The 25,985-nt window shown below is 39.1% G+C and carries 18 protein-coding genes; 1 reads left to right on the top strand and 17 read right to left on the bottom strand.

The window, feature by feature from the left end; all coding sequences use genetic code 11:
- Positions 1-119: 119 nt before the first annotated feature.
- The 14 genes from ABES03_RS16175 to ABES03_RS16110 all read right to left on the bottom strand — a co-directional run bounded on the left by ABES03_RS16175 (position 120) and on the right by ABES03_RS16110 (position 17,462).
- Positions 120-1,562, bottom strand: coding sequence for a M20 family metallopeptidase (locus ABES03_RS16175; RefSeq protein ID WP_430118509.1), 1,443 nt, complete (start codon positions 1,560-1,562; stop codon positions 120-122).
- Positions 1,563-1,596: 34 nt separating this feature from the next.
- A complete protein-coding gene (locus ABES03_RS16170; protein WP_430118507.1) occupies positions 1,597-2,955 on the bottom strand; it encodes a CapA family protein in 1,359 nt (452 codons plus the stop codon).
- A gap of 34 nt (positions 2,956-2,989) precedes the next feature.
- Positions 2,990-4,315, bottom strand: coding sequence for an amidohydrolase (locus ABES03_RS16165; RefSeq protein WP_430118505.1), 1,326 nt, complete (start codon positions 4,313-4,315; stop codon positions 2,990-2,992).
- Between the two features lie 34 nt (positions 4,316-4,349).
- A complete protein-coding gene (locus ABES03_RS16160) occupies positions 4,350-5,405 on the bottom strand; it encodes an ABC transporter ATP-binding protein (protein WP_430118503.1) in 1,056 nt (351 codons plus the stop codon).
- Positions 5,395-6,396: an ABC transporter ATP-binding protein gene (locus ABES03_RS16155; protein WP_430118501.1), complete on the bottom strand. Its 1,002-nt coding sequence runs from the start codon at positions 6,394-6,396 to the stop codon at positions 5,395-5,397. Before ABES03_RS16155 ends, ABES03_RS16160 begins: the two co-directional genes overlap by 11 nt.
- Before the next feature lie 49 nt (positions 6,397-6,445).
- Positions 6,446-7,348: an ABC transporter permease gene (locus ABES03_RS16150; protein WP_430118499.1), complete on the bottom strand. Its 903-nt coding sequence runs from the start codon at positions 7,346-7,348 to the stop codon at positions 6,446-6,448.
- Between the two features lie 28 nt (positions 7,349-7,376).
- Positions 7,377-8,330, bottom strand: coding sequence for an ABC transporter permease (locus tag ABES03_RS16145; RefSeq protein ID WP_430118497.1), 954 nt, complete (start codon positions 8,328-8,330; stop codon positions 7,377-7,379).
- A gap of 176 nt (positions 8,331-8,506) precedes the next feature.
- A complete protein-coding gene (locus ABES03_RS16140) occupies positions 8,507-10,099 on the bottom strand; it encodes an ABC transporter substrate-binding protein (protein WP_430118495.1) in 1,593 nt (530 codons plus the stop codon).
- Positions 10,100-10,162: 63 nt separating this feature from the next.
- Positions 10,163-11,434 (bottom strand): amidohydrolase, encoded by a 1,272-nt coding sequence (locus tag ABES03_RS16135; RefSeq protein ID WP_430118493.1) that lies wholly within the window; start codon positions 11,432-11,434, stop codon positions 10,163-10,165.
- A 432-nt stretch (positions 11,435-11,866) separates the two neighbouring features.
- The gene (gene fdhD, locus ABES03_RS16130; protein ID WP_430118491.1) at positions 11,867-12,682 is read right to left on the bottom strand and encodes a formate dehydrogenase accessory sulfurtransferase FdhD; all 816 of its coding nucleotides are present in this window, start codon (positions 12,680-12,682) and stop codon (positions 11,867-11,869) included.
- Between the two features lie 16 nt (positions 12,683-12,698).
- Positions 12,699-13,055, bottom strand: a complete 357-nt coding sequence (locus tag ABES03_RS16125; RefSeq protein WP_430118489.1) for a DUF2294 domain-containing protein — start codon at positions 13,053-13,055, stop codon at positions 12,699-12,701.
- A gap of 81 nt (positions 13,056-13,136) precedes the next feature.
- The gene (locus tag ABES03_RS16120; protein WP_430118487.1) at positions 13,137-13,616 is read right to left on the bottom strand and encodes a DUF1641 domain-containing protein; all 480 of its coding nucleotides are present in this window, start codon (positions 13,614-13,616) and stop codon (positions 13,137-13,139) included.
- Positions 13,616-16,588, bottom strand: coding sequence for a formate dehydrogenase subunit alpha (gene fdhF, locus ABES03_RS16115; protein ID WP_430118485.1), 2,973 nt, complete (start codon positions 16,586-16,588; stop codon positions 13,616-13,618). The genes ABES03_RS16120 and fdhF overlap by 1 nt, the downstream gene beginning before the upstream one ends.
- Before the next feature lie 61 nt (positions 16,589-16,649).
- Positions 16,650-17,462 (bottom strand): formate/nitrite transporter family protein, encoded by an 813-nt coding sequence (locus tag ABES03_RS16110; RefSeq protein WP_430118483.1) that lies wholly within the window; start codon positions 17,460-17,462, stop codon positions 16,650-16,652.
- 457 nt (positions 17,463-17,919) lie between these two features.
- Between ABES03_RS16110 and ABES03_RS16105 the strand changes: the two genes are divergently transcribed.
- Entirely contained in the window at positions 17,920-21,006 is a 3,087-nt protein-coding gene (locus tag ABES03_RS16105) for a tetratricopeptide repeat protein (protein WP_430118482.1), read from the top strand.
- Between the two features lie 100 nt (positions 21,007-21,106).
- On the opposite strand, the gene ABES03_RS16100 is transcribed toward ABES03_RS16105, so the two are convergent.
- From ABES03_RS16100 to helD, 3 genes are all read right to left on the bottom strand, one after another.
- Positions 21,107-23,062 carry an NAD-binding protein gene (locus tag ABES03_RS16100; protein WP_430118480.1) on the bottom strand — a complete coding sequence of 652 codons (1,956 nt, stop codon included), beginning with the start codon at positions 23,060-23,062 and terminating at the stop codon, positions 21,107-21,109.
- A 3-nt stretch (positions 23,063-23,065) separates the two neighbouring features.
- A complete protein-coding gene (locus tag ABES03_RS16095; protein WP_430118478.1) occupies positions 23,066-23,356 on the bottom strand; it encodes a RyR domain-containing protein in 291 nt (96 codons plus the stop codon).
- Positions 23,357-23,616: 260 nt separating this feature from the next.
- Positions 23,617-25,923 carry an RNA polymerase recycling motor HelD gene (helD, locus tag ABES03_RS16090; RefSeq protein WP_430118476.1) on the bottom strand — a complete coding sequence of 769 codons (2,307 nt, stop codon included), beginning with the start codon at positions 25,921-25,923 and terminating at the stop codon, positions 23,617-23,619.
- Positions 25,924-25,985: the final 62 nt, after the last annotated feature.

Below are 25,985 nucleotides of genomic sequence, written 5' to 3'. Positions count from 1 at the left end.
TTGTTTTTGATAATTGAAATTAATAATATTAATAGAAATCATTTAGAAATTTAATGACAAAACAGGCTAGCAGCTATAAAAGAGGACTGCTTAATTCACTATTAAGCAGTCCCTCATCCTTACACTAATAGACTTTCCTTTAATTTAGTAGGCGTTACTCCAGCAGGAATCGGACATTGGTATGGGTGTTCCACCAGTTGTGCTTGTAATTCCTTTTTGGCTTGCTCGATGATTTCCTGATCTTCCAAAGCTTTAATGGCTGTTAACGCCAATGCTTTAGATACCTGTAACAACCCTTTGTGGGAAATGGAAGACTTTCCTTGAGTGACCATTTGCCAGCTGTGAAGCACTGTCCCCAAAGCAGAAGTCGTATACATACATTGAGCCGTTGGGGTAATCCAGCTTACATCGCCTACATCAGTAGAGCCAGAGAGGAATCCCTTTCCGTCACAAGGAATAGGCTCAGCAGAGAGAAAAGGACCTTCTGGACTAATCGGGAATCTTTTGGTACTAACCGCCTGGATATACTCACCATTTTGTTTTTCCGCATCCGTTAATGTATTCCAAATCTGTTTGGCAAATTGATATTCTTCTGTAGAATAGGAAGGCATATCCACCTCTTGAAGAGATTGTTCCAACACTTTTCCTAACGTATTATTAGGGTTATAGTTGGAGCAAGCTTTATCAAAATTAATCTCGACTTCGGTCTCCGTCATTAAAGCTGCTCCTTTAGCAATCTTACAAAGACGGTCATATATTTTCTTGGTTTCGGTCATATTCTTATTACGCACAAGGTATAGCACCTCTGCCTCAGACTGAACCACATTTGGTGAAATTCCTCCAGAGTTGGTGATGGCATAGTGGATCCGTGCTTCTTGGCTGACATGTTCACGCATATAGTTTGCCCCAATATTCATGAGTTCCACGGCATCTAAAGCACTTCTTCCTAAGTGTGGATTGGATGCAGCATGAGCGCTTCTACCCTTAAACTTAAAATAGACTTGAATGTTGGCTAATGAACTGCAGCCCTGAACACCTGTACGGAAATTTGGGTGCCATGTTAGTGCGAAATCCACATCATCAAATAACCCTTCTCGGACCATATAGGTTTTTCCTGATCCGCCTTCCTCACCAGGACAGCCATAGAAGCGAACCGTTCCTTCTAATTTATTCTCCTCAATATATTTTTTCAATGCGGAAGCTGCGGCTAAAGCACCGGTCCCTAATAAATTATGACCACAACCATGACCATTGCCACCAGGCTGAATTGCTTCCTGATGGTCTACATCACATGTTTGACTCAATCCGGATAATGCGTCATACTCGCCCAAGAAACCTATTACTGGTTTCCCTTCACCAAATTCACCAATAAAAGCTGTTTCGATTCCTGCAACACCACTTGTGACCTTAAATCCCTCTTTTTCTAACTTTTCACATAGGTACTTACTGGAAACGTATTCTTCAAATCTTGTTTCAGGATTTTCCCAGATAAAGTCACTGATTTCCTTCCATTTCTCCTGTGTTTGTTGAATATATTCGTTTACCCAATCTACTGGATTCAAAACCACTTCTCCCTCCATTTACTGCTATTTTTTTCTACACAAATTTCACTTCTGATTTCATTTTATCTAAGGTTACTTGCCCATAAATCCGGCCAATGCCATCTTCGATGATAATGTTGGTCCCAAACGGTTTCGATAAATCTTGGAGTCTTTTTAGTATGGATTCATTTTTTGTAACTTCCGGGAACCCATTTTGGTGACGTTTCTTTCCATGAGAAAGTTCAATCGGATATAAGGTTAATTCGACTAACTCTCCGTCTTTCATGGTCCAGAAGGGAAGAACAGACTCCATCATTTCCGGTATACTCAATAATCCTTTTGTGCCGTTAAAGGATTTCTTGTCCATTGCCTTCATCACGCCATATTCGTTAGGAATATTATGGTTATCATAAAAATCCTGCGGCAGGGCGTCCAGGGTCTCATTTTGGAAAATAAAGTTTCCTAGACTATAAAAAATCGGTCTTCCCCGGTATATTTCAATGCCCCTCATTGTATGCGGCCCATGGCCAATGACACTATGGGCACCTGCATCAATAAATCGTTTCGCAGCTTTTCCTACAAAATCAGCTGCGATTCGTTTATTAGTCCCCTTCATTTCATGGGCATGGAAGTTAACCATTACATAATCCGCTTGTCGTAAAGCATCATCGATAACCCCTTCAATACGTTGCATGTCTTTTTCATTTGGTTCAGTTACGAGGCCCTGTTCCTCCCCGACTTCAAATAACATTGGATAGCCGTATTGATCCCTTCCAAAAGGTAAAATCCCTTCAGGAAAAGGTAGAATGAAGGCTTCTTTAATTGACATTTGAGTGAAGGCATTTACCTCTGTTTTATCGGCAATGTTTTTTAACACCGCAAGTTCTTCAGAGCTAATAATATGTTTACGAACATGGCGAAGACCATTAATTCCGGGTCTACCTTTAATATTATGCCTTTGTTCTGTGGCCATGTGTGTCAAATGAGAAACTACCGAAACGGAAATAAATCCAATACGACCAGCGCTTGTATCCACGAAAATCGGCTTTCCTGCTTCATATAAGTTCTCTCCAGTACCTGTATGGAGTATTCCTGCTTCATCCAGATGACGGTTCGTTGCTTCGAGTCCATCATACCCATAGTCAAAGGCATGATTGTTTGCTGTGCCAACAAGATTAAAGCCATAGGCTTTTAGATCGTCTAAACGATCGGGGGTCGTTCGGATGTGAGTACCGCCTGGAATTGCTCCGGGGGTACCTTCATTTTGCAAAATACTAATTTCAAGATTTGTGATTCTTCCATCCGCTTGTTTGATAATTTTTTCGATCGTCTTAAAGCTTTCTTCCTCATAACTTGGCATTCGTCGTGTCGGTAAATAATCCCCGGTGGCTGCAAATGAAATCGTACTCTTCATAGTGACACCCCTTATTCTTTCGTTAGGAAAAAACTTATACTAATGCCTTTTTAACATTGAGTTTAGTAGAGTTTAATACCACTTGTGCTAATGCCTTTACGCCAATCTTCATACCAAGTTCATCAATATCAAATTTTTCATTATGATGGCCGGCTGCAATGGTTGTTCCCACGATACCGTATGTTGCCAATCCCCCGTTGCTTTTGACCTTTTCCATCATGTAGGTTGCATCTTCAGAGCCAGAACTTTTATTAGAAAGTAACTGAACTTGACTGATTTCTTCTACATTTTGAATGGATTTTTGAACAAATTCTGCCAGTTCCTCGCTACATTCTACAGATTTGGCTTCCCCTACGATGTCAATGTTTACATCCACCTGGTGAGCCATTGCTGTTCCTTTTAGAATATTGATGGCATTAGCTAAGATGTATTCATTCACTTGAAGGGTTTCACCTCGGGTCTCAATCTTAAGTTTTGCAGAGGACGGAATAATATTTCTTCCTGTTCCTGCATTTAAGACACCGACGTTAATACGTGAATTACCGTTGCCATGGCGGGGAATTCCGTGTAAGTTAAGGACCGCCGATGCCGCAGCAAGTAAGGCATTTCTACCCTCTTCCGGACATTTGCCTGCATGGGAAGCGACTCCAGTGAAGGTGACATCGATTTTAGTGGTGGATAAATAGCCGTTATTGGCGCACACATACTTTCCTAGTGGCACACCGGTGCCAATATGATTGGCAAGGAAAACGTCCACATCATCTAGAACACCAGCCACCACCATTGATTTAGCTCCCCGGACGCCCTCTTCTGCCGGCTGGAAAATCAGCTTAATTCTCCCAGAAAGTTGATCCTTAATTTGCGAAAATAATTTAGCTAATCCTAATCCAATTGAGGTATGGGCATCATGGCCGCATGCATGCATCATACCTTCATTCACCGAACGAAATCCCATTGCAGCGGGTACATGCTCAGGAACGTTGGCTTCCACTAAATCGAGTGCATCCATATCAAATCGTAGGCCAATCGTTGGACCAGGGCGTTTGGTATCCAGTATACCTACTACACCTGTATGACCGCCTTTTACATATTCCAGCCATTTTTCATTCGCTCCTTGTTTCAGCGCCCGTTGTTCATGCTGTCGTAAGATCTCCTCTTGTGGAACACCCATTCTTGCATTGGAGTCAATGACTTGTTTCCCAATCTTCACTTCATATCCCCATGCTTCCAGCTTTTCAGCAACTAATGAAGAAGTACGGAACTCAAGCCAGCCCGATTCGGGATGTTTATGAAAATCCCTCCTCCATTCCACCATCTCAGAATAAATTTCTTCTACTAAACCATTAATCTTTGCGTTCATTTCATCACCCATTTCATATCATTTTGAGTTGCGATTACTCTACTAAATGGCATGCCACAAAATGTCCTGATGCCTTCTCTACTCTTTTCGGAACTGCTTGTTTACAGATGTCCGTTGCTAAAGGACAACGAGTATGAAAGTTGCACCCTGAAGGAGGATTAATAGGAGAAGGAATTTCTCCTTTTAAGATAATCTTTTCTTGTTTGATTTTTGGATTTGGATGCGGAATGGAAGATAACAAAGCTTTGGTATACGGATGAAGCGGATTGGCAAAAAGTTCATCTGTTTCGGCTTCCTCGACCAATTTTCCCAAGTACATGACACCAATTCGATCGGAAATATGTCTTACAACACTTAAATCGTGTGCTACAAATAAGTAGGTCAGCCCAAATTCTTCTTGTAAATCTTCGAGAAGATTGATGATCTGTGATTGAATGGATACATCAAGTGCAGAAACTGGTTCATCACAGATGACAAGCTTTGGGTTCACTACTAATGCACGCGCCAGACCAATCCTTTGTCGCTGACCGCCAGAAAATTCATGGGGAAAGCGATAATAAGTGTCTGCATGTAATCCTACTTTTTCGAGAATGTCGAATACCCTTTCCATCCGTTCTTGACTGGTGCCAATATTGTGAATCACCATCGGTTCAGCAATACTGTCTCCAATCCTTTTACGGGGATTCAAAGAGGAATATGGGTCCTGAAAAACCATTTGTAAATTTTGCCGTTGTTTTCTAAACTCTGAGTTTGATAGATTAAGAATGTTGGTTCCCCCAAAAAGCACCTCGCCATCCGTAGGGTCAGTCAGCCGTAAAATGGTACGACCAAGAGTACTTTTACCGCAACCAGATTCGCCCACCAATCCATAAGTCTCGCCTTCATATAAATGAAAGGTAACATCATCCACTGCTTTCACATATTTTTTGGTAAACCCAATCGAATTTTTCACCGGGAAGTATTTTTTGATTCCTTTAATATCAAGTAGCTTCTCTCTTGCATTCTCTTTTTCTGGCTGGGCTCCAAAGGCGGCGGTTCCATAAAATCCGTCCCCATCGTCTCTGTCCAGTTTCAATGCTTCATGTTGCATTCGATACAGCCCCCTTTATTGTTTGATAGTGCCAGCACTTAATTTTATTATTATGATCCAGCGTTTCTAATTCTGGCTTTTCATTCATGCATTTTGCATCTGCAAAGGGGCACCTTGGGGCGAATCTGCATCCCTTTGGAATTTCATTAAGGGATGGAACCATTCCTTTAATAATGGAGAGTTTTTTATTTCGATCGCCATAAAGCTGGGGTATCGAGCTGATTAACCCTTGTGTATATGGATGAAGCGGATTTTCGAATAAGGATTCCACATCTCCTTCTTCCACCACTTCCCCTAAATACATAACGGCTACTCGTGTACAATGCTGAGCCACCACACCTAAATCATGAGTAATCAGCATAATACCCATATCTAATTTCTGTCTTAGACTGTCAATAAGTTCCAAAATTTGCGATTGGATCGTCACATCCAATGCCGTAGTCGGTTCGTCTGCAATTAACAGTTTGGGCTGACAGGCAAGAGCAATGGCAATCATGACCCGCTGCCGCATCCCGCCTGATATTTGATGAGGATATTCATTAACCCTTTGTTCAGGTGCCGGAATGCCAATTAATTTCAACATTTCAATCGCTCGTTTGTAGGCTTCTTTCTTCGATAGTTTCTGATGAAGCATAATCGGCTCCATGATTTGATCTCCAATCGTAAAAACAGGATTGAGAGAACTTAAGGGATCTTGAAAGATCATAGAAATGTCATTTCCCCTTATCTTTCTCATTTCATGATCCGATATTTTTAAAAGGTTTTTTCCTTCAAAATTAATTTCACCATCGTATGTTGTTACCCCATTTTCTTCAAACAATCGTAAAATCGACTGTGCTGTAACACTCTTTCCACATCCGGATTCCCCAACAATGGCTAACACTTCACCACGATCGACATGAAAGGAAATCCCATCAACTGCGGTAACTTTCCCTCTTTCGGTTCGGAAATGAGTCTTAAGGTTGTTTACTTCTAATAAGTGGTCTCCCATTTTTCGTATCCTCCTTTCAAAACTAGCTTTTCAAACCTAGATTGTTCGATTATTTCTTGGCATGGTTTGTATGCGGGTCTAACAAGTCTCTCAACCCATCACCAAACAGGTTCAAGCCTAATACACCTAAAATAATGGCCACCCCTGGGAAAAATGTCATCCACCAAGCATTAAAAATAACTAATTTGCCATCATAAAGGATGTTGCCCCAGCTCGGGTCCGGTGCCGGTACACCCACACCTAAAAAGCTCAAACCGGCTTCAATAATAATCGCATCAGCGAAGATAAAAGTAGAGTAAACAATTAAAGGGGATAGTGTATTAGGAGCTATATGCCCCCAAATAATTCTCAAGGAGGAAGCCCCTTGTGCCTTCATCGCTTCAATATAGGTTTGTTCTCTAACTACTAACGCTGCTGAACGTACTACCCGAGCAACATAAGGGGTAAATACTGCGCCCAAAGCAATAATGACATTTTCAATTTTCGTTCCTAATGCTGCCATTAATGCGATCGCTAATAAAATAGCAGGAAAAGCCATTAATCCATCACAAATCCTCATTAATACATGATCTAATACCTTATAAAAAGCGGAATATAGACCGATAATCATACCTAATACAGATGTAATGATGGCAACAGAAAGTCCAACACCCATTGATGCCCTTGCCCCGTATACGACTCGTGCAAATAAGTCCCGGCCTAAGTTATCTGTTCCAAAAATATGATCTGCACTTGGAGCTTTTAATCTGCTAGTTACTACCATTTCATAGGGACTATAGGACGAAAGTAAAGGCCCCAATAAGGTAACCAGTAAGGTAAGAAGGATAATGACACTTCCGGTAACCGTCAATTTATTGGAAAAAAAACGGCGGACAAACAAACGTCTCCGTTCTCGGTTAATATCTCGTCTAAAATCGCTCAATTCTCGTCTCTTTTCAACAGCTACTTCCATTCGATTTCCTCCTGTCAGAGCAAATTTTTTACGATTCTTTCTTTAGTCGTACCCGAGGGTCAATGACTCCATAGAGTAAGTCAACTAATAAATTGATCAAAACATATGTTAAAGTAACCATTAAAACCGTGCCCTGGATGACCATATAGTCTCTTCGTTCAACAGAATTGATGATTAATTGGCCAATGCCAGGAATATTAAACACAGTCTCGGTTACGGCAGCTCCGGCAACGAGCGTTCCAAAAGTTTGCCCAATAACTGTTAAGATCGGGATAAATGCATTTCTTAACGTGTGCTTATAGATGACTTTCCTCTCATGAAGTCCTTTTGATCGAGCCGTTTTAATAAAGTTTAAATTCAACGTTTCGACCATGGAAGACCGAGTCATTCGTGCAATAAGTGCGGCTTGGCCGGTACCTAAGGCAATAGCTGGCATAATAAGATATTTAATATGTTCCCAAAATCCGGCACTCAATGGCTGATACCCCGCTACCGGAAGCCACCTTAAATTAATAGCTAAAATAATAATTAAAAATAATCCGAAGAGGAAATGGGGAATAGAAATGCCCAGCAAGGAAAGACCCATAAAAGTTTGGTCGGTCATAGTTCCACGCTTTCTAGCAGCAATAATTCCTAAAGGCAGGGCAATAAGAATAGCTGTAATTTGAGACAAAATCGCTAATGAGATGGTAGGACCAAGATGTTCAAGTATCGCCTCCGTCACCGGTTTATCCATAAAAAATGAATCGCCCAAGTCTCCCTGGAAAACACCTTCAACCCAATGGAAATATTGCTGGTAAACGGGGTCATTTAATCCTAGGTCCCCTTGCAATTGCTTGACATCTTCTTGACTTGCTTCAGGACCAAGTATCACAGATGCAGGGTCTCCAGGTGTTAAATGGATAATCATGAAAACGACAATCGAAACGATGAGAAGAACTGGAATAAGAGAAAGAATTCTTTTTAAAATATACGATTTCAATTCAAACAAGCCTCCTTCTGCAGAGTATGTAATGGAAGATAACAAGTAGGGTTTGTAATAGTAAAGGGCAACCTCACTGTACAATTACCAGATTGAGATGTTTGAACACCTTTCCGGTCTTTGCCTTACTAGTGAGGTCCCCCTTACAGTCAACCTTTTGTTATTCTAAGAAGTTATTATTTTGTTAGACTTGTATTCCATAGAATCATACCTTCAAAATAAGTGTTTCCTTTAATTTCGTTATTTCGATAAACATGGAAGGTATAATAATCACCGATTTTAATGTAAGGTACATACTCTTTCCAAGCATATTCCTGCATTTCTTCCCATTTGGCATAAGCATCCTTATCAGATGCAGCGGTACGAATTTGTTCTGTGAATTGTTGAAGTTTCTCATCCGCTGGCCAGCCTGCGTAATTAGGGTCTAATGGTAATGTTTGAGTTGGCAAAGATACTGGGGAAAATCCAGTAATAAATGCGTCCCAAGCAGCTGCATCATTCCGCTTAGAAGTTAATGTTGCCCAGTCCACGACGTCCAATTTCACCTTAATTCCAATCGCTTCTAACTCTTCTTTCATGACAACAGCAGAATTATAGTTATACTCATAATCCCTGGTTGTTAGAATACGGACCTCTTCTCCCTTATAGCCGGATTCACTCACTAACTGTTTAGCCTTTGCCTTATCGTTTTGGTTATAATACTCTTTCCCGGCATCTGTGTACCATTTTTTCTGGTCTTTATACATTAATCCATTATCTAAACGGTAAAATTTCTTATTCCCATACGCTCCAATCAATACGTCTTCATTATTAATCCCTGTGTTGACTGCTTGACGTAGTTTTTCGTCCGTAAATGGCCCTTGTTTTTTGTTAAATACGAAGGTAAGGCCCCCATATAAATTTAAGATCGGTTTCATATCAGAGGAACTGGTAATTTGTTCATAGTTATCGGAAGGGATTTGATAAGCAATTTGATATTGACCTGTTGTAATTCCACCTAGTCTAGTAGAGCTATCTGTAACCACTTCAAAAATAATGTTATCTACCAAAGCTTCCTTTTTACCTGCTAGTCCATCAGATGGTGCATCTACAGGTTTGTAATCATCATATTTTGCTACTTTAATATATTGGTCTGGTTTCCATTCAACAAATTTAAATGGTCCAGTCCCAACTATATCGGTTATCCCGTCCTTGGGAGCATTATCAATAATTTCCTTCGGCATGATGGCAGCAAACTGGTTGGTGGAGGCAATGACATCTAATACTCCAATGGTCGGCTTTTCAATTTTTAATTGAACCGTATATTTATCTACTTCTTCAAATTGACCTTTTCCAATCGCATTAGCAGCCCGTGTTGATTTAGTTAACCATCGGTTCATCGATGCAACTACATCTTCTGCTGTCATCTCTTTACCGTTATGGAATTTAACCCCTTGTCTTAATTTGAAGGTATAAGTTAAACCATCCTCACTTACTTCATATGATTCTGCTAACATCGGTTGCACTTCATAATCCGGGTTTAACACCAATAAGGTTTCATAGATGTGTCTGGCGATTTCTTTGGTAGCAGTGGTTGTAGAGATTTGGGGGTCTAATGTTGGCGGCTGAGCATCAATCGCAACGTGAAGATCTCCCCCTTTTTTCGTTACAGCCTCACCGCTAGCAGATTTCGTTTCTTTGTCTGAATCAGTACTGCACCCGATTAAGGCCATTGAGAGCAATAACAGACATGTGATTAACCAACTGAGCTTTTTAAACCTTTTTGTCATAAAAAAACCCCCTTTTTTATATAAAAATTCGGAAATCGATATGTTGAATTTAGAACTATTCTTCTAAGTTAACATCCGTTTTCCAATTCTTACTAATAGTTGAACGGCTAGCGGTAGTACAGCCTCATCAATATCAAATTTGTGATGATGATGCGGTGCCGGTAATGGGGAACCTATATTCATGTAAGTTCCCTTTCCTCCTCTATCTTGCACCCTTTTGATAAGGAAGGAAGCATCTTCACTGCCTAGGCTAATGTCACAATCTTCTTTGAAGGATGTAAACCCAGCTATTTGCTTTGCCTCTTCGAGTACCACGGAAACCAACTCTGGATCAGGTTGGATTGTGGTTGCTTCACCAATCGTGTCTATCTTAGATGTTAAACCGTGCATCAAGGCACTATGTTCTACAATTGACTTCACCCGTTCTTCTAGTTCGTCTTTTATTTCTGCTTTATCAGAACGGACATCAATGACCATAGAAGCTTCGCTAGGAATAATATTTGCTGCTGTTCCGCCTTCTAATATTCCTACATTTACCCGAGTGGTCCCACCGCTGAAACGAGGGATAGCATGAATATTTAATAGAGCAGTAGCTGCTCCTAGTAAGGCATTTCGCCCTTTTTCAGGAGTACCGCCAGCATGGGATGGAACACCGTAAAAATAGGCCTTCATTTTGGAAGAAGCTAAAAATTTTGAGTTTCCCCCATGAACTTCTCCTAGTGGCAAATCTAATCCAAGGTGGGAGCAAAACAGAAAGTCCACGTCATCGACAACCCCTTTATGGGACATCGCATATCCGCCTCGTCCTCCTTCTTCAGCAGGTTGAAAAATTAGCTTCAAGGTACCAGCAAACTCTCGGTCTGCTAATCTTTCAGCCAGTAACAGCCCCATGGCCGTATGGCCGTCATGCGCACATGCATGCATATTTCCAGAGAATTCAGAAGAGAATTCTTCCGCGTGCGGATAATGATCCTCATCGCTGCTCTCATGAATAGGTAAAGCATCCATATCAAATCGGAAAGCTACTGTTGGCCCTTCTTTTTTTCCTTTCAATTCTCCTACGACTGCGGTATTACCGCCTTTCATTTTTTCAATTATTTCCAGATTGGCACCGTATTTTAATGCTCTTGCATACGCCTCGTCCAATTCACGTTTAGATGGAACCCCACGACGAGAGTTAGAATCGATTGCATCCTCGCCAAATAAAACGTTATACCCTAAAAACTTTAGGACCTCAACCACCTTGGAAGCGGTTCTGAATTCAGTAAAACCCAGTTCAGGATAACGATGAAAATCTCTTCTTAAATCTATGACATTCACGAAAAATCCCTCCATTTCTTAAAAAACACAGAAAAAATATGGTGAAAGATATCATTATGTAAGACTTTTTGACAATAGTTTCCTGATTTATTAGAATATTAACAAAGTTAAGAAAATAAATAAAATTAGTTTTATAAATATTCATAATTAGTTTTTTTAATCATGGAACTGAATTTATAGAATTAATAAGTAATTGAGAGGACCGCAGGAATTCCTACGAGGTAATGGGCGAAAAGAGATGGGTTTGCCTATTTGTAGAATTAGGTAAGTGCATCATTATTGTAGGATTTTATAGTTTCATAAAAAAACAGAAGGATTTTACCATTAAATATAGTTATTTATTACTAGGTGTTATAAAAAAAAGCACCTTATTTTTATAAGGTGCATGCATTCGTATAAGGTTTACATCATATTTTTTGTTTTCTTCAAAGTTGAAACGGCACTTCTTTAAGTAAGTGATTGAATCCCCTGTACTTCAATACGATCCGGTCTTGTATAAATATTTAAAGAATGATTGCGGAGAAAACCAACAGTCGTAATTTGAAGTTCTTCCGCCAACTTGAGGGCCAATTCGGTCGGAGCTGATTTTGACAGAACGATGCCGCATCCTATTTTAGCTACTTTTAGTAGTACCTCCGAGGAAATACGACCACTAAAAACAATAATCTTGTCTGAAAGGGAGATTGAATTTTGTAAGCAATGACCATAAATTTTATCCAGGGCATTGTGTCGACCTATGTCCGTTCTGTCGACAATGATGCCGTTCGTGTCACAAAGGGCTGCATTGTGGACGCCCCCTGTATCCTGAAAGATAATAGACGACTCCTGCATTTGTCGCATTAAATGAAAGCATTGGTCTATAGAAATCGTCGCCTCTACGTTTTCTAGTGGTTTAACGGTTCTAGCATCATTATAAAAATAAAAGCTTTGCCGGCTTTTTCCACAGCAGGATGTAACGACTCGTTTGGAATGGAACAGTTCGTTTAGTTTGTTGACCTTATGAGTATTGACAATGGCGCGGCCAGTCGCCTCGATAATCGTAAGCTCCTTAATTTCTGAAATACTTCTGATGATCCCTTCTGAAGCCAAAAATCCAACGACTAATTCTTCGATGTGCTCAGGGCTGCAAACAAGTGTAGCAAATTCTTGCTCATTTAGGATAATGGTAATCGGATATTCCGTAACGATGGTATCCGTTACTTTGTGTATGGCCCCTGCCTCATACCGCCATATATTGCTTTCCCTTTTCATTGGCTGATCCATACTTTTTCACTCCTAGTTACTTTCCCTCAATCGGATGGTCAAAAACAAATACAGTCATAGCAATATCTTCTTTTATATTAATATCAGAAAATAACCGTATTACTTTTGCCCCCATTAAATTTTCAAACCGTAAAAGAACCTCTGACTTTTTATAGATTTCCTTCACAAATCGCGTTCTCGTTTCATGGACCATCTGTTCGCCCTGTTCTGAAGTAATCATAAATTTCTCTACATTTGTCAGGTTCCCTTTCATTTCACTGACCGCCCAAGAACCGATAAATTTGGTGGTGATTTCCTTCGGACCATTGCCGACATATTCTTTTCTAATTTCACGCACAAGCATACTAAATTGATGCTCCAGATTCTTTGGCAAGGTTTGTCCCTCCCTATCCATACATTTAGTTTGATTCTAAAAGAGAAACCCATTCATGACTTCAACGAATGGGTTTAAGTTTTACTCTTTTAATCCCTCACCCATGCCTTTTAACAGGTTAAATCCAAAGCCTAAAACACGATTAATATCAGGATCCTTTAAGGCCTTCATTAAATCAAAGATTCCTATCTTCGAATCCTCTTTTAATCCCTGTTCAGCTTTTTTCAATCCAGCCATCAAGCTTTTGGCAAGCTTACTTGTTGTTTCCGGGTCCAGCTCTGTCAAAATACCACCCGCCGCCATCGCATTATTGATCATGTTTGTGACCGGCTGGCGTGTAAACTGGCCAACTGCAATTTTTGCTGCTTTTTCTTTTGCTTTTAGCAGACTACCAAAAGCGTCCAAGATCCCGCTATCATGCAATTCCTGGAGTAGATTCAATGTCTCAAGAAGCGAATCTTTATTTTCCGCAACCCCAGAGAGAAGATTCTCCAGGGATTGCATTTTTTTTTGTTCTTCTGTCAGTTCTGTCTTTTGAATGACTTTAATCGGTTGTGCCATTACGCATTCCTCCTGTCGTAGAAACCAGGGTTAATATGCTCGTTTACATCTGCAATCGGTGTGTAATCACCGCGTTCCCACTTGCGGTAGATTTCAAGACCCATTTGCGGTGTACGAGTGGCATTACGTGGATTATACCTTGGAAGTGGATTTTCACCATTCAGTTCAAGGACTTCCATCCGTACTTTCGTTTGTTTGTAGGCTGGTGTATGTGTCACGACATCTACTGCGCCACCAGTTAGAAGGTTTACCGCACTCTCGTGGCTTGACGAATGCATTGGCACATAAACCGTTTTTCCTTCCACACGATCAGTTACAAGAACCGGTAGTCTAATCGCTCCGTACGGTGATACAAGACGTACAAGTGAGCCGTCCTTGACACCACGTTCCTTCGCAAGCTCCGGTGATACCTCTACGAACACTTTCGGGAATTTGTAGTTCAGTCCTTCTGATTTCTGAGTTAAGTTTCCTTCATGGAAGTGCTCCAACAGACGTCCATTATCCAACGCGAGATCGAATTCCTGCGGGAACTCCATAGGCGGCACATAATCGAACAAGCCGAATCGAGCTTTTTTATCAGGGAAATTAAAGCCGTCTTGGAAAAGCAACGGTGTGTTTGATCCATCAAGAGAACCCCAGTGGAAGCTGTTCCATCCTTCAAGAACCTCATAGTTACACTGGCTGAAGAATGGGGTTAAGCTTGCCATTTCGGCAAAAATCTCACTTGGATGGGTATAATTCCAATCAAAGCCCATCTTTTTCGCGAGCTGTGTAAGAATCCACCAGTCCGGTTTACTATCACCTAGTGGCTGCAATGCCTGATACAAGCGCTGTACACGACGCTCGGTATTGGTGAACGTTCCATCTTTTTCAAGAGAAGGAGCGCCTGGTAAAATAACATCAGCAAATTGGGCGGTTGTTGTTAAGAAAATCTCTTGTACGACAAGGAAATCTAACTTCGCAAGCATCGCTTGTGTATGATTGGAATCCGCATCGACCCATGCCATATCCTCACCTGCGATGTACATTGCCTTCATCTCGCCTTTATCAACAGCTCCAAGCATTTCAATATTATCAAGACCAGGATTTGGAGAGATACTCACACCATACGCCTTCTCAAATTTTTCACGGATTTCTACATTAGTTACTGATTGATAGCCAGGGAAGATATTTGGCATGGTTCCCATGTCAGCTGCACCTTGCACATTGTTATGTCCACGTAATGGATAGGCACCAGCGTTCGGACGCATCATGTTGCCTGTTGCAAGAAGTAGGTTCGCAATCGCAACAGATGTGTGTGATCCCGCGATATTTTGAGTGACTCCCATTCCCCAACAAATCACGGTTCCATCCGCATCACGAATCATTTCAGCCATCTGGATTAATGTTTCACTCGCAATCCCCGTAATCTTCTCGGCCTCTTCCAAACTATAAGGATCCATCATTTTCAAAAATTCATCATAGTGATTGACATGATCTGTGATAAATTTCACATCGTGCCAACCTTGGTCAATGATATACTTCGTAATGGCGGAAAGCCATACATAGTCCGTTCCTTGTTTTGGACGAACAAACAGGTCTGCACGGTCACCCATTTCATGTCTGCGCACGTCCACGGTAATTAATTTTTGCCCATGAAGTTTTTGTGCACGCTTAATACGAGTGGCAAGAACAGGATGTCCTTCAGCAGGTGCACAACCTACGAGCATGACAAGCCCTGCACCCGCAATATCCTGAATCGTTCCAGAGTCGCCGCCGATGCCTCCAGTTTGCTGTAATCCCCATGAAGCAGGTGACTGGCAATAACGAGAACAGTTGTCCACATTATTCGTTCCAAACACTTGACGAGCCATTTTTTGAATGAGGTAGTTTTCCTCGTTCGTAATTTTAGATGAAGAAATAAAACCTATCGCATCGCTGCCATACGTTTCTTTAATCCCGCCTAGCTTCTCTGCAACGAGAGTAAGTGCCTCATCCCAGCTTGCTTCTACAAAAACATCCCCTTTACGAATTAATGGAGAAGTAATTCGTTCTTGTGAATTGACAAAATCCCATCCAAATTTCCCTTTTACACAGGTGGAAACACTGTTTACTGGAGCATTTTCAGATGGTTCAATTTTAAGAATTTCACGGTCTTTTGTCCATACTTCAAAGGAACAACCTACTCCACAGAACGTACAAACGGTTTTTGTTTTCTCGATTCGCTCTTCACGCATGGCTGCTTCTACTTCCGACACGGCCATGATGGTTTGATAATCAGGCTCTACTGCCTTAACGATGTCAATCATAGGGGTAAGCAAGTCATCGGAAATACCTGTCATAAATCCTGCATTTCCAAGCATTGATTTTTCCATTAATGCGTTACATGGACAAACAGTCACACATTGACCGCAGGAGACACAGGATGATTCGTTAATGCTTTTCCCGCCGTCCCATAAGACACGGGGCTGACCAGTTTCCCAGTTGATGGTTAAGGTTTCATTCACTTGAAGATCCTGACAGGTTTCCACACAGCGGCCGCACAAAATACATTGATCCGGATCATAGCGATAAAATGGGTGAGACATGTCTACTTCATAGCCCTTCGAGCGATGTGGGCGTGTTTGATGTTCTACTCCCATCATTTCTGCGGTATTATGTACACGACAATTTCCATTGTTATTGTCACATACGGTGCAATATAATAGATGGTTTTCAAGAATACGGTCCATGGCTTCCTCTTGGGCTTCTTTTGCAAGCTCAGAAGAAGTCAAAATGTCCATGCCGTCCTCGACCACAGTGGAACAGGCACGCATAATGCTACCGTTTACTTCACACATACACGTATCACAGCTCTGGACCGGTCCAAGAACTTCTGAATAGCAGATGTGAGGATGTTCCATTTCCTGTTTTAGTAAATAATCTAAAATACGTGTTCCTTTTTCCACTTCATGTGCTGTTCCGTTGATAAGAACATTCACTTTTTCGTTCACTTTAAGTCCTCCTTAGGTAAAAAAACAGAGAAATCTATCAAACTGTTAAAATTAAAAGTTTTTAACTAGCTTTCTTGATACTAGATTTTGTTTTAGCTTGTGATTGAAGGGAATCCTTATGAACCATCCAATAGATGAAGGCTACAAAAACACCGCCGCCAATCGCATTTCCAATGACAACAGGGACAAAGTTCCCTACATAATCTGTCCATGTAAAGTGCCCTGCGAAGATCGCAGCTGGGATGACAAACATGTTGGCTACCACGTGCTGGAAACCAATCGCTACAAATCCCATAATTGGGAACCAAATAGCAAGTATTTTTCCACCGATATCATCTGCCCCATACGCAAGCCAAACGCCTAAACATACAAGCCAATTACAGCCGACTGCGGAAATCACGCTTTGTATAAAGGTTTCGTCCATTTTAGCTTGTGCGATGGCAACGGTTTTGGTTAGGAAGGGCCCCGTTTCCGTTAATCCAAGGATATGACCAAAGAAATAAGCGACGAAGATGGCCCCAATAAAGTTGCTTACTAATACTAATAACCAATTTCTCGCTAGTTGTCCGAGGGTAGCGCGTTTTGCCAGGACGGCAATCGGAAGAGCCATCATATTCCCAGTTAACAATTCTCCACCTGCAATAATGATTAACATGAGACCTACAGGGAAAACCGCTCCTCCTAATAGAGAGCTGAAGGTCCCCCATTCTTTCGGTAGATTAGCAATAACTCGAATATCTAATAAAAATCCAAGTGCAATAAATGCTCCACCTAAAAATCCTAATAATAGTGCATGTTCAGCACGCATTGATGCCTTTTTCGCACCTGCATCCACTGCTAATTCCGCAATACGCTGCGAACTATGAAACGCCATATTTTTTCCTCCAATTAGTTAAATATAAAAAACCTTTGTTTATACAATGGGACAATTGCTGGTCTCTTTGCCTACTGCATTTTGTGAGAAAACGCAAAAAAGCCCACCATAAATCGGTCCCCATGCGAATGCATGTACCGTTTTACAGTGGGCTGATAACTAAGCATTTTTATACTAGCAATCCATCCCGCTATAGACACAATGGAAGAACAGGATGTACAGTCAATATATATTAACTTGCATCAATGAACGTTCCATACTCTATAAACCTTTTTTATAGTAACATGGATTCATCAATTTGTGAACATTTTACGAATTTTTTCGGTATTCCATTCTTTGTTTAAAACAGTGAATATAAGAAAAACTGGCTTCACCTTTAGCTCATTAAAGCGTGCACATCCACATAAACTAGGGTAAAATGTCTTATAGATAGATTCTTTATTGAGGTGAATTTGGTGTGAATAATGAGAATGAAATTAGGCTGTTTATCTCTTCCACCTTTCAAGATTTACAAAGAGAACGGGACTATTTGAGTAAAAATACATTTCCTGAACTTCGTAGAATCTGTTTGGAAAGAGGGCTTACTTTAGTCGACGTAGACCTGCGTTGGGGTATTCCTGAGGAAGAAGCAGAGAACGGCCAAGTCATCCGTATCTGTTTTGAAGAAATTGACAAATGCAGACCTTATTTTATAGGTATAATAGGCGACCGATATGGATGGATCCCAACAGATGCAGATGTAAAAAAAGACCCATTACTGCTAGAAAAGTATACTGAATACATAAAAGAATATGTTAATGAAGAAATGTCCATTACTGAGATGGAATTTATGTATGCACTTCAAAAGGCACAGAAGAGCGAAGCATCCTTCTATATTAAAGAGATGAACGATACCAACCTGGCAAGTTCCAAGCTGGAACAGCTGATTAATAAAATCAAAGTGTCAGGCTACCCATATAAAGCTGGAATTACAAATGTTCAAGAACTAAGTAATGCGGTGATTGATCATTTTGTCAAAATGCTTGATCGGGAATATCCAAATCTCAATCAAGTCGTTTCTGCTGTAGAGCAAGAGAGACGACTTCATAATGTTTTTGCTCATACAAGAAGAATTATCTATATTGACAATGAATCATACTATCGTGAGCTTGATTATTTTTTACAATCTAAATCCTCTAAGCTTTTAATTACAGGTGAATCAGGCACGGGAAAAAGTGCGTTAATTGCCAATTGGGCTCATCGCTTGGGCAATCAATCTGATAATCTATTTATTTTTACCCATTATGTTGGAGCTGTTTCATCTGGTTATTGGGCAACGGATATTATGAAACGTATCTTCGTAGAGCTTAAACAACGATACAATATTCACGAATCAATTCCTGATACCTTAGAAGAGTTAAAGAGCAAATTGTCTACTTGGCTGTTGTATTCCAAGGGTGAGCAGATTATTTTAATGATTGATGCTGTAAATCAATTGGAATCGAATGAAAAAGGATTAAGTTGGTTACCTGATCGATTACCATCACATGTTAAGCTAATTGTTAGTACCATTCCTGATAAAAGTAAAGGCTCCTATGAAGATTGGGAGAAGTTGAATTTGCATCCATTAACAGACATGGAAAAAGAGAAATTAATCACCTCTTATTTAAATATGTATGGAAAAAAACTCACTAGTAAACAGCTTAATAAAATTATTAAGGATGAAAAGTGCTCCATCCCAATTTTCCTTAAAACGATACTAGATGAACTAAGAATCTTTGGAAACTTTGAAAAGATTAACGAAAGAATTGACCATTACTTAAGTGTAAGTTCTACAGATGAACTTTTTCAGATTGTATTGGAACGATTAGAAAATGATTATGGAAAAGAAATGATCCAGTCATTGATGATGTATATTTTCACATCTCGCAGGGGTCTATCTGAAAATGAAATAATCTCAATTGATAATGGGAAACACTTAACCCGTTTGAACCTGTCTAGAATCTTATTAGTATTAGACTATCACTTTATGAATAAAGATGGTGTATTGGATTTCTTTCATGATTACTTTAGAAAAGCTGTGGAAAATAGATATGTTAATCAGGTATCGGATAGCTCTTTCTATCATAAAATCCTAGCTTCCTATTTTAGAAACGAAAAGATGAGCCAAAGAGTGCTAGAGGAATTACCATACCACTATTTAAAATCAGAAGATTACGATGGACTGAAAAAGTGCCTGACGGATAAAGAGTTTATCAGTCATATTCAAGCTAATAAGGAATATGAAATATTGCAATATTGGTCAATCCTTTCTAAAAAGTATGATCCTGTAGAAAGCTATGTTGCAAGTCTAGAAATAAAGGATGATCTAGACACTCTACACCTACAGCATATAAATAGAATTACATCTTTATTTATTAAAATGGGGAAATACAATGAAGCTGTATCATTAAATCAGCCATTTCTTCGCCAATTTGAGTCCCTATTTGTTGTAGAGGATCCACTTACTAGTGAATTAAGTAAAAACTTATTATATGCACTAATGATGACTCTCCAGCTTGATCAAGCAGTTGAGTTTGCAGAAAAGGTTTTTTCCTTAACGTTCGAAAAACTCGGAAAAAATACGATTCAAACGGCTAGAGCAGCTTTTCAACTCTCAGATGTTCTAAGTCAAAGTGGAAATTACAAAAGAAGTGAAGAAAAAGTCAAGCTGGCCATTGAAATCCAAGAGGAATTATATGATTATCCTACCCCAGAGCTGGCAGCTTCTAAATATTTACTTGGTCGTGAATTAATGTATTACGGGTTGTATGAAGAGGCGTTTCAAAACTTAAACGATGCCTATATTATGCAGCGCAAGCTATTTGGGGAGGAACACCCTGAAACAGCCATCACCAAAGATAGCTTAGCACAGACCAATATTTGGTTAGGCAAGTATCAAGAAGCGGAAAAACTGGTTTTGGAAGCGATCCATACATTTAAGACGGTTCTAGGCGAAAATCATCACCGGGCCGCTAAAAGTATTGGAACATTAGCTAAACTTAGATTACAGGAAGAAAAGTTTAATGAAGCCTATGATCTGATTAATCAGACATTAGATAATTACACAACGACTCTCGGAAGAAAGCATCCATATACGGCTTTTATTCTGAACTATGTTGCAGAAACACTTTATAAAATGGGTGAAGTTGAGCAGGCAGAGCTATTATTAATCGAAGCTAACGAAAGTTTATTAAGACAAGAGAAAACTGAAATTGCCTATCAAATTCATATAGTCAAGAATTTAGCAATTGTCTATGCAACTACAAACCGTTTTGAAGAAGCAGTAGATTTATTACTTCAAGCGATTCATCAATGTAAAGCTACCCTTCCCTCCCATGAGGATTTTATATCAGCATGTGAATATGAATTGGCAAAAATTCAGTTTATTTTGGATCAATCTTTAGAGAGAAAAGAACAGCTGGATCATGCATTTAGACGCAGGCAATCACTATTAGGGCCTTCTCATCCAGAATTTCAAAAAACAGAAAGAGATTTTACTAATATTTTCAACTTAATATCTTAGCACTTTTCTCTCCTAACAAAAATAAACAGCTTAAGTTCTAAACAAATAGAACTTAGCTGTTTATTTTTTATTTTTTTCCTGCTTCCATTTGGCAAATAAATTATTCTTTGGCACAAATGACATAGCCATTATTATCTAATATTTTATAAATATTTCTTATTGTGTCCCTGTTATTATCCTGGTAATCTTTGTCTGCACTAGACAATTCAACAAGTCTTTCCCACTCAACAAGTCCAGCATGTAATTTATTGTGTTCGTCACGATGGCTTCCAACCGATAAATCGGTCATTTTCGTGTTCCACCCCTTGAGATAATGAAACGCACACCAACGATTATGTTCAGCAATCGCCAAATCTTCTAAATAAGGACGACAAATCTGGAGATATTTAGTTTCATTTAAAATGAGATCATCCCCTAAAACTTGACTCTTTTCTTTCATTTCAAGTCCGAGTGTTCTAAGTTTCGTATTAATATGATCGGCTTGTGAACGGTTGGAATCTTTCAAAAATGTGGTTAACTGATCCCATTCAAACCCGTTACTATTTTCCTGACAGTAGAAGTCATTGATTGCCTTTGCTAGATTATCAAGTTTTTCATCAATAATAACTTCCTTACTCACAATCTCCCGTAAATCACCGAAACAATAGAGGTTTTGAAATTTCTTAGAGTTGATATGAATCCAATTTGCCAGTTTAATATCATCTCTTACCTCCAGTAAAATTGGAATGTCTTTATATTCTTCATGTAGGAACATACTACTGATGAAATCTAAGTGGTCAGATTCTAAACAGATAACGATATACGTAATCTCTTTCTCATTCACTTCAAACATTTCTTTTTTAAATTCTTCACTATCAATATCCATTGTAATAAAGTTGATTTTGCACACTTTTTCTATGAATTTATACCGACGAAGAAATGAACTTCTTCTTGCCTCTCCATTCTTGTCCACAATGGTAACATGGAGTTTTTGTCGATTGATAAAATGACCTAACCTTGCTGCCTGTAAAAGAACTTGTTGTCCTGTATTCCCAAAGCCGACTATTAATAGATGGGCAACATCATTTTCATTCTTGCTTTTAATATTGACTTTACCGCTTTCATATAGCGGATGGTCTTCAAATAAAATTTTTGCTTTAAGCTTGTTAAGATTAAACAAATGAAAATCCAAGCTCTGCCTTAGTACGTCCAGCTCAATAATCTCGTTCTCAATTTCTTCAAATATGGAATGAAATGTATCATCTTTAATATGTAAAAAACAGTTTACCTTATGTTTCTTGATTTTATTTTCCTGTTTAATAAGTGACTTTACTTTCATAAAAACATCAATGTTCTTTGCTTCATTGTGATCCATAAGTATTAAGTGGGACGATTCCAACACATTCGCCTTTTTTAAAACAGATGTTTCTAGCGCTTCACCAAATACAAAAGTGACGCCATTTTCGCGGAGTGAAGGGATTTGGGGATGATCAACTTGACTCGTAATAATCACCACTAATTCCTCTTTACGTCTCAAATCCTTTGCTAATAACACAGAAGCTTCATTTATACCACTAATGACTACATGCCGTTTATTTAATAGCATTCTATAGATAACAATCTTTATTCGCCCGAATGAATCTGATGTAACATTATATAATTTAGAGAGCACTGCTGAGGTAATAAATAAAACGGCGGACCATCTTGCTAACTCAATCCAAAGTGAATATTGATATCCTATTTGATTCTTAGGTGAACCGATTGGTTCTACACTAATGGTAAATAGCTTAGCAGTATAATAGAGAATGTTTAGGTAGTTATTCGGCTCTAAAGCTATTGAATATCCTATAAAACCACAAATGATTGACATCAAAAATAGAATAATTTGAGATTTATTTTTGAATGTTGGTTTTAATATTCCTAGCAATATATTTCCAAGTCCAACTATTCCAGAAAGTAAAAAAACAAGAGTAACTAGCTTATTTATGTAACTATTAAACAGTGGATAATAGCAAGGGATTAATCCTAATATGGTTAAACAACTAAATGCTAATAATAATTTTTTATTGCGTTTCATGCATTAATTCTCTTTCTTTTCTATTTTGTATCCTAATGCCATCATAGCTTTTAACGTATTCATTGCTGTAATTCGATCGTATTCTTTTTCAGTTTCTGTTAATTGGTTATATGGTCTTAACCCAGGATGTGTCTTTTGAATATCATCTCTATTAGTCCCATATTTCCAGCCTTCCTTGATTCTTTGCTGAGCCCATAAATCATGTGTATTTTCAGCTAGTACTTCAGTAAGTTCCTGAATTTCAGAACTTAATTCTATTTTCGACGTATCAATTGGTGTAGGGTAATATTTCATCTTAGCAGCTCCTAATATCTATGAAATTTACTATTATTATACACATTTTTTTAATAGTTAACCATAAGAGTAAGAAAGAGAACAGCTCCGTTGAATAAGAAACACGGCATTTCTACTTTCACTATTTGGGACATGTTCGTATTGAAAATTACTTTTGCTGGATGGATTATAGAAAGTGCCGCTTCAAAATTGAAGCGGCACTTTTTCCACATTTGGACGTTCCATTAATATCCTTACATAACTATGTTACTTGCCTACCATTAAAGTTCGAAATGCAGAGAGTCCGTTCTATTTAATAAAAAGTCTGCCGGCTCTTTCCCATATAAATACAACCGATGCATCGGCCTAGTCATCGAAACGTACAACAATTTGATGTCCAGATCTTCCTCGGAATACGGTTCCTCCAAGCAGACGAGCAAAACAGCATCAAACTCCAACCCTTTTGATAAATAAGAAGGTAAAATCACAATATGTCCCTTCTTCATTTCTTCTTTTTCCTCCAACAACTGAATCGGTAGATCACTATCTTCAAAAAGCTGGTGGATTCTTTTACATTCTTTATCCGTACGTCCAATAATCGCAATGGAGTGCAGTTCTTCCTTTTTAAAAGACGATATATCTTGTTCTAGCTTCAGCCTCACCTGCTCTAGATTCGCAGGATCAATCCTTTGAAAGCGTGGTTTGTCACCATGTCGAATAACTGGTACTACCTTTGGCAGGTCTTGGTCAATTAGCATCAGGATATCGTTTGCCAGATTCATAATTTCAACGGTTGTCCGGTAGCTTTTTTGTAAGGCTTGATAATTCGCATTAGGGAAGATTTCTTCCAATACGGTTTTCCAGCTATTTAAGCCGCGATAGGAATGAATGCCTTGTGCTAAATCTCCAACGATGGTGAACAAATCCGTTTCAAAACCCTCTTTTAATGCAGCAAATTGAAAATAGCTGTAATCCTGCGCTTCATCAATGAAAATACTCCGCATCTTATATTTTTCATCGATTCCTTCCAGTTTTGCCTTCATAAAAAACAACGGTGCTAAATCTTCGAGCTCGTAGGCTCCTCGATTAAAGATTCGCTGACAATATTTACTTAGAACCCTACATTCTTGATCTGTAAGAGTAGTGGAATGCTCTTTAATCTTTTCAGGAGAAGACATTAGTTCCTTATACAAGGAGAAAATATCTTTCATGACAAACGCATCCATATATTTTTTTACTGCGACCTTTGCCTCCTGCTCCACCCTCTTTTGTCTTTTTTCCTTCTTTTCCATTAATGAAACAACTTTTTGTTTTCTTTTTTCTGGACTCAGCTTTGTGTTATAAAGTGCTTTCTCTAGTGCCTCTTCATATTTTTTATTAAGATTCGATAACATCAGCAATTTCTTTTTTTTCAAATCCTCTTCTAATAGGTTCTTTATCTTTCCAACCCTTTTATAGATTGGTAAGTACGTATATTCTTTTAGAAAAAGATTTTTTAGTTTAAGCCCCTTCATCAGAACGGAATTTTCCACGACAAAATCTTCTTGTGGGGCAAGCTTATATTGCAATTCTTTTACATATAGCTCGATTACTTCCTTAAATTCCAGTGAACCCTTATAACTAGAAACCCATTGGATCGACTTATTTGGTCCTTTATTTTCAAGGAGTTTCATCAGCTTAGAGTTTGGGGAAAATAGTTTTATTTTCTGCCCTAGGCAGCTTCTCATAAAATCAATATAAGTGGTTTGATTGATCTTGTTGACCCCTAGTTCAGGTAAGACAGCTGATATATAGTCAATGAACAGTCGGTTTGGTGCGAGAATCATTAATTTTTCAGGAGGAAATTGAAATCCAAAGGAATAGAGAAAGTAGGATATTCTATGGAGTGCGATGGTTGTTTTCCCGCTTCCGGCGGCCCCTTGAACGATAATCGGGTGCTTCAGAGATGCCCGGATCACTTCATTTTGCTCATTTTGTATCGTCGCCACGATTTCTGTTAAGCGATTGTCTGCTTTTCCAGACAAAGATTTCTGCAGAAGCTCATCGTGGGTGGTTAAATCGATGTCTCTTATGTCTTTTAATAATCCCTCGACGATGTCATATTGCCTCTTTAAGGAGAGGTAACCTGATTGTTCCTCACCATATGCTTCATAGGACACTTCTCCTAGCCGTCCGTCATAGTAGACATTGGCAATCGGGGATCTCCAATCCACAATAATGGGCTGCTGAGTCACCCGGTCAAACAAGGATACTTTACCTATGTATAAAACTTCTTCCTTATTCGTAGAGTGACTCCTAAAGTCAATCCTTGAAAAATAAGGCTTTCCAATTACGCTTTCTAACCTTTTCAGTTCACTTTCAGCTAATTCAAGAAAACTGGCATTCGCAAGGAGATCCGTGTAACTCGAACTACTATCACCAGAGTTAAGCTCGGCAAAAGATTGTTTCATATTTTCAACGAAAAATTCTTTATTCCCTTTCGAAATGTCTAAAACAGTTCGTATGTATTCCTTTGTAAACTCAAGGCGCTCTACTTCTGCTTGATAATCTTTATGGTCACGGACAGTCACTTGATCTTTGGCACTCATTCGATTCTTTCGCCACCTCTCCATACAATTTGGGAAGCATGAATTATTAGAATAAACTAAAT

It is taken from the genome of Neobacillus rhizosphaerae (assembly GCF_050477885.1).
Lineage (GTDB): Bacteria > Bacillota > Bacilli > Bacillales > Cytobacillaceae > Neobacillus > Neobacillus rhizosphaerae_A.
The sequence above is the reverse complement of the archived record's forward strand: the minus strand, read 5'-3'. Positions and strand labels throughout refer to the sequence as shown.